Annotated in this window: 4 protein-coding genes; 3 read left to right on the top strand and 1 reads right to left on the bottom strand. The window is 74.8% G+C overall.

Going from position 1 to position 6,200, the window contains the following annotated elements; translation table 11 throughout:
- Positions 1 to 292 precede the first annotated feature (292 nt).
- The 3 genes from speB (at position 293) to AAHZ94_RS26720 (ending at position 5,709) form a co-directional block, all read left to right on the top strand.
- Positions 293 to 1,267: an agmatinase gene (speB, locus tag AAHZ94_RS26730; RefSeq protein WP_349995921.1), complete on the top strand. Its 975-nt coding sequence runs from the start codon at positions 293 to 295 to the stop codon at positions 1,265 to 1,267.
- An 819-nt stretch (positions 1,268 to 2,086) separates the two neighbouring features.
- Entirely contained in the window at positions 2,087 to 2,473 is a 387-nt protein-coding gene (locus AAHZ94_RS26725) for a hypothetical protein (RefSeq protein ID WP_349995920.1), read from the top strand.
- Positions 2,474 to 2,478: 5 nt separating this feature from the next.
- Entirely contained in the window at positions 2,479 to 5,709 is a 3,231-nt protein-coding gene (locus tag AAHZ94_RS26720; protein WP_349995918.1) for a substrate-binding domain-containing protein, read from the top strand.
- Positions 5,710 to 5,953: 244 nt separating this feature from the next.
- Here AAHZ94_RS26720 and AAHZ94_RS26715 read toward each other — a convergent pair.
- On the bottom strand, positions 5,954 to 6,200 hold a 247-nt coding region (locus AAHZ94_RS26715; protein ID WP_349995914.1), incomplete at its 5' end, for a hypothetical protein.

Here is a 6,200-nt window from a genome sequence, read left to right as displayed (position 1 = left end):
GGCCCCCCCCGCGCGGGGGGGCGGCCCCGGCCCCGGGGCCGCGGGGGGGCGGCGGGGCCGGGGGGCGCGGCGGGGCCGGCGGAGGGGGGGGGGGGGGGGGGGGCCCCCCGGGGGGGCCGCCCCACCAGACGGCGGGACAGCGGGGCGTGGGCGGAGGCGTGCGGCGGGGCCGTACGCCGGGCTCGACCGCCGGGTCTGCCCGGTCCGCCCGGTCCGCCCGGTCCATCTGGTTCACCCCGGTCCGCCCCGGCCCGTGTTCTCGGCAATGACAGGCAATGACAGGAGAGGCCACATGAGCAGCGCCCCCAGGGAGCCCGTGGGCCCCGTCGACTCGTCCCGCATCCCCCGGTACGCCGGGCCCGCCACCTTCGCGCGGCTGCCCCGCCTCGATGAGGTGGGGGGCGCGGCAGACGTGGCCGTGGTGGGCGTTCCGTTCGACAGCGGGGTGTCCTACCGGCCCGGCGCCCGGTTCGGCGGCAACGCGATCCGGGAGGCGTCGCGGCTGCTGCGCCCGTACAACCCGGCGCAGGACGCGTCGCCGTTCGCGCTCGCGCAGGTCGCGGACGCGGGCGACGTGGCAGCCAATCCGTTCAACATCGGCGAGGCCGTCGAGACGATCGAGGCCGCGGCCGACGACCTGCTCGCCACCGGCGCCCGGCTGATGACCCTCGGCGGTGACCACACCATCGCGCTGCCGCTGCTGCGGTCCGTCGCCAAGCGGCACGGCCCGGTCGCCCTGCTGCACTTCGATGCGCACCTGGACACCTGGGACACCTACTTCGGTGCCGAGTACACGCACGGCACGCCGTTCCGGCGCGCGGTCGAAGAGGGCATTCTCGACACGTCGGCCCTCTCCCACGTGGGCACCCGCGGCCCGCTCTACGGCAAGCGGGACCTGGACGACGACGCCAAGATGGGCTTCGGCATCGTCACGTCGGCCGATGTGATGCGGCGCGGCGTGGACGAGGTCGCCGACCAACTGCGGCAGCGCATCGGCGACCGCCCGCTGTACGTCTCCATCGACATCGACGTGCTCGACCCGGCGCACGCGCCCGGCACCGGCACGCCGGAGGCCGGCGGACTGACCTCGCGCGAACTCCTGGAGATCCTGCGCGGCCTGGCCGGCTGCCACCTCGTCTCGGCGGACCTGGTGGAGGTCGCCCCGGCGTACGACCACGCGGAGATCACCTCGGTCGCGGCCTCCCACACGGCGTACGAGCTGACGACGATCATGTCCCGGCAGATCGCGGACTCCCGCGTGCAGTAGTGCCGCGGCGCGCGGGAGGGCGTTGGGCGTGCGTGTGGGTGTGCAGGGGTGTGCGAGGGGCTGCGCCTGAGGGTGGGGGTGTGGGTGGGAAGCGCGCCCGCCCCGGCCGGCCCGCCTCGTCTGGCCCCCGGCCCGTCCGATCCCGCCCCGTCTGGTCTCCGCCGCCTGGGCTCACCCCGTCCAGTCCCGTACCGCCCGGCCCCGCGCTGCGCCCCGAGGGGTTCGTACGGGAAAGGTCTCCGTATGCGGGGTGTCCTCGCGCGCGGGGTTGCGGGTGCCGGTGGTGTGATGTGGGAAAGGCCGCGCTTCTGGTGGTGGGGTTCGGGCGCGGCCTGGGCACACGGGCTGAGCGTAGGACGGGGAATTCGGGACCCGTCCCGAATGGGCGAGATCGCGAAGCGGAATTCCTTCTCGGGGTGGATCGGAACCGTACTTTCCCTGCACCACGGAAATACTTCGGGGTGAGACGTGGCGATCTTGTACGCGAGTGCTGCGCGGCGCGAGGGGTGCGTCCGGTAGGCGCCGTCATCACAGCGGTCGGGTACCGTCTTTTAGGGCGTTCCGCGCGTGCTGGCCAGGAGTGGCCGTGTGGAGGTGGCTCCGGACCAGTGAACTCCGTATCGAGCTAGGGCACTTGCGCCACTCGTGAAACGTGGGCAACAACGCGCCAGTGATCGGGATTTTTCCGTCGTCGTGACATTCCTCGCACCGTCAAATTCTGTTGGGGAATCGTGGGAATGGCTTCCGCATAACAGCCGGGTCACATTTCCGTGCACGCTTCTCTGAGTTGCGGTAAAAGCGGTGCGAGTATGGGCGCTTATGACGCAGAGAGATGAACGGCGGCGGGATTTACGGATCTGGCTGCCGGACGCCGAAACCGACCGGGACGTGTCCGCGCTGTGCGCCTGGCTGGAGCGCGAGCAACTGCTTGAGGAGTGGGCGCGGCTTGACCTGGTGCGGATCGACCTGCGGCCGGCTCCCGCCGGGGACGGCGATGGCCATCCCATGGGCAGTGCGAGCGAGGTGCTGATCGTGGTCATCGGGGCGCTGGCGCAGCCGGCGTTGGACGACCTGTACGCCGCGGTCAAACAGGGCATCGCGGCCTGGCGCGACAACCGTCGTCAAGTGGAGGGCGGCGATCCACCCGAGGTCCGCGACGGATGGACGGACGACACCTCGGACTCCGATGCGGAGGACGAGGAGTAGGCACGATGCCGGCATGCGACCCCGGGGGCGGGGACAACCTGGCGCTGCTCGTGGGCGTGCCCGAGTACGCGCGCAGGGAGCGGGAGTCGCCGGACGGGGTGCCGGGCGACCTGCTTGCGGTCCGCAGGAACCTCGTGGAGTTGGCGGCGGCGTTACGCGCCGGCGGCGTCTTCACCGGGGCTGCCGGCGCGGCCGGTGACGACCGGGACGGCGGCCCTGACGGCACTGCTGACGGCCCGCCGAGCGCCACCGACGACTCATCCGGCGCTGCGGACGGCCCTTCCGGTGCTGCGGCCGGGGGCGGGCGCGCGGACGGTGGGGGCGCGGGCGGGGGCGTGCTGGTGGTCGAACCTGCGGGCGTCGACGACTTCAACGAGGTGTTGCGGGAGGCCGCGGCCGGGACGCACGGGGTGTTGCTGTTCTACTTCGCCGGGCACGGTGCCGTCCCGTCCTCCGGTTCCGAACTCTGGCTGCAACTGCCGTGGGCCCGTACCGTGCCGGGCGCGCAGCACGTCTTCGCCGGCTCCGTGTCGCTGACCGAGGTGTTCAGCGTGTTGCGCACTTCGCCGGCGCGGCAGATCGTGGTGGTCCTGGACTGCTGCTACGCGGGCAATGCGCTGCGCGTCCTGGAGGCGTTCGAGCCGCGGCAACGGTTCTTCCTGGTCACCGCGGTGCAGGCGAACCGGCGCATCGACGCCGGGCCCGCGGACACCCCCACGCCCTTCACCACGGCGCTGCTCGACGTGTTGCGCAGCGCGCGCCCCGGGCGCCCCGTGACCTTCGCACGCCTCGGGCCGGCGCTCCGGAGGCGGATGGCCGGACAGCGCACGTTCGCGGATGCGGCGTGGCAGCCGCAGACCCGACAGGGCGACCCGGACGCGGATGTCGTCCTGGCCCGTACGTCCGTCGCCGACCGCGGGCCGCGCGATCGGGGCGGCCACGACGACAGGGTCAGCAGCGATACCCGCGACAGCCGCGATAGCCGCGATAGCCGCGGCAGCGAAGGCAACAGCGAACGCAGCCCCAGCGACAACAGCAGCCCCAGCGACGCCGGCAGCACGAACAATGCCACCCACCCGAGCACCGGCGACGACCTGAACAGCAGGAGCGAAGGCGAGCCGGACGACAACCCGGACGCGCCGGCTTCCGAGCCAGATCCCGCACCGGCTCCCGCCTCGCCGCGCTGGCGACTGCGTTCGCGTCCTCGTGTGCGTGCGCGCGTGCGCGTGCGTCGGGGCGGACGTCCGCGTGAGCGTCGGATGGGACGTCCGCGCGAGGGGCCACGCACGCGCCCACGCGCGCGTAGTCGTCCGCTTGGGCACGAGCCCGGGCCCGCGCGGCAGCCTGGTGACGGGCCCCGTTGGCCCCGGGGGCGGCGCTGGCTGGTGGCCGGTGTGGCCGTCGGCGCGGTCCTGGCCCTCGTCGGCACCCTGCTCCACGTGTTCGGCAGGGCGCCCGCCGCGCGGATCTGTGCGCCGCCCCAGGAGTTGCGCGTGCTGACCGATCCCGATCTGCACCGGGTCGTACGTACCGCCGCGCAGACCTACACCCTTTCGGCCGCGAATCACCCGGACGGGTCATGCGCCCGGGTGGGGATCACCGTGTACGCGGCCCGTACCTCCGATGTGATCACCGCCTTCCACGACCTGTCCAACGTGTGGCAGCGACCGCCGGGGCACGCCGTCAGGCCCACCGACGCAGCCGCAGGCACGGGCGCCGGAGCCGGCACCCCCAACGTGCCGTCCGCCGTGCCGCTCGACCCGCAGCGCGACGTCGGGGCCCAGCCCGACCTGTGGATTCCGGCGACGGCTGCGGACGCCACGCGGGCCACCGAGGGCAGCCAGGACGTGGACCTGGGCACCCCGTCCGCCCCGTTCGGCTACTCGCCCACCGTGCTCGCCCTGCCCGCGCCGTCCGGCGCCCGTACCGCCGCCCCGCGCGCCCGCGATGGTCGCCCCACGGGGCGGGGAGACCGGCCCACCGGCAGGGACGGCCGTTCCGCGGGCCCCGTCGGCGGCCCGCTGTCCCGGTTGGTCCGCGCCTTCCTCGACGCCGGCGCAGGGCGGCAGGTCCGGCGCCCCGACCCGGAGTCGACCGACGCGGCGCTGTTGGCGACGCGTGCGCTGTACGGGGACGAGCAGGCCGGTTCGGTGGAGCGGCGGTTGGCTCACGGCGGGCCGCTGGCCTCAGACGGGGCCGGGCTGTTGTGCGCGCTGGCCGACGATCGCGAGGCGGACCGCAGCACGGCGGCGATCGTGCCCGAGTACCTTTTGCGGGCCGGCGAGTTGGACTGCCGGGCGCAGACGCGGGTGCCGCGCCGGGCCGTCTACCCCGACGACGTCCCCGCCCTCGCCCCCGTCGCCGTGTCGCTCACCTGGGAGGGGTCGGACCAGGACTCCGCCACGGCGCGTACCCGCAGGGCCGGACTTGACGGCTTCGCTCGGTGGCTGGCCGGCCCCGCGGGGCAGCGGGTGTTCCGGGCGGCCGGCTTCTGGTCCAAGGACGGCAGGCCGCCGCCCGGCGGCGGCGTCGGGCCGGTGGGCGGCCCGCACCCCATCCGCGACCCGGCCGCGCCCGACGACCCCGCCGGCGGCAGCCTGGGCGACACGCTGGACCGCTACCGCGCGGCCAACGGCCCCGGGCGGGTGCTCTACCTGCTCGACGCCTCGCCGTCCATGGCCGGCGTGTGGGAGGGCGCCGCCGGGGCGCCCGCGCTGCTGGCGCGCGCCATGGATGACCTCGGGCCGCGGGACGAGTACGGCGCGTGGCGGGTGGCCGCGCCCGCGCGCGCCGAGCGCCCGTACGACACCGGGCTGTTGGAGTTCGGCCCGCACAAGGACCGGACCGCCGCCCGGCGTGGCCTCGCCGATCGGGCCCGCCTGACGGAGCACGAGGCCGACCCGTACGGTGCGCTGCGCGCGGCGGTCGCCGAACTGGCCAGGCGCGGCGCGGGGGACGAGCGGCCCGCGCTGGTCGTGCTGCGCACCGACGACGAGGACAACGGGCGCCCCGGTGGGCAGCAGGGTCTGCCGGGCCTGCTGGGGGCGCTGCGCAAGCACGGCGTGCCGGTGGCGGTGGTCTCCTTCAGCAGCCGCGGCTGCGACCGGGGCCAGCCCGACCAGCGGATCGCCGAAGCCTCCGCGGGCGTCTGCCTCGACCAGCGCGACGACCGGGCGGCCGGACTGCGGGACGCGGTGGCACAGGCCGCGGAGGGCGATCAGGGGGACGCGGCATGAGATGGCGGAGTGGTACGGGGCGTACGAGCTGTATGAGGCGGACGAGCCGCATGAGGTGTACGGGCCGTCTGGGCCCGGTGGCTCCGTCTGACCAGACAGACCAGACAGACCAGATGGGCCAGACAGGCCGGAGGGGTTGGAGGGGGTGGACGGGCCAGGTGGCCTCATCGGACCAGCCGGACCAGCCAGGTGGGACAGCTCGAACAGACCGGACGGGCCAGGAGGTTCAGGCAGTTCAGGAGGTTCAGGTGCCCCGGACGCCGAGCGCAGGAGCAGGCCGGAGCGGCCGACGGAAGAAGAAGCGGGAGGCGAAGTCGCCACCTGGTGGCGGCCGGTGGCCAACCCCCCCCCCCCCCGCCGCGGGGGGGGCGGGGGGGGGGGGGGGGGGCCCCCGGCCCCCCCCGGGGGGGGGCCCGCCGGCCGATGCCTGGTCCCACTCCGGCGTTCCGGAGTTGTTGTTTCGGGTGTTCCCGTCGGGGCCGGGGTCGGGG

The organism is Streptomyces sp. HSW2009, assembly GCF_040240285.1.
Classification (GTDB): Bacteria; Actinomycetota; Actinomycetes; order Streptomycetales; family Streptomycetaceae; genus Streptomyces.
This window is presented reverse-complemented; position numbering and strand designations above follow the sequence as displayed.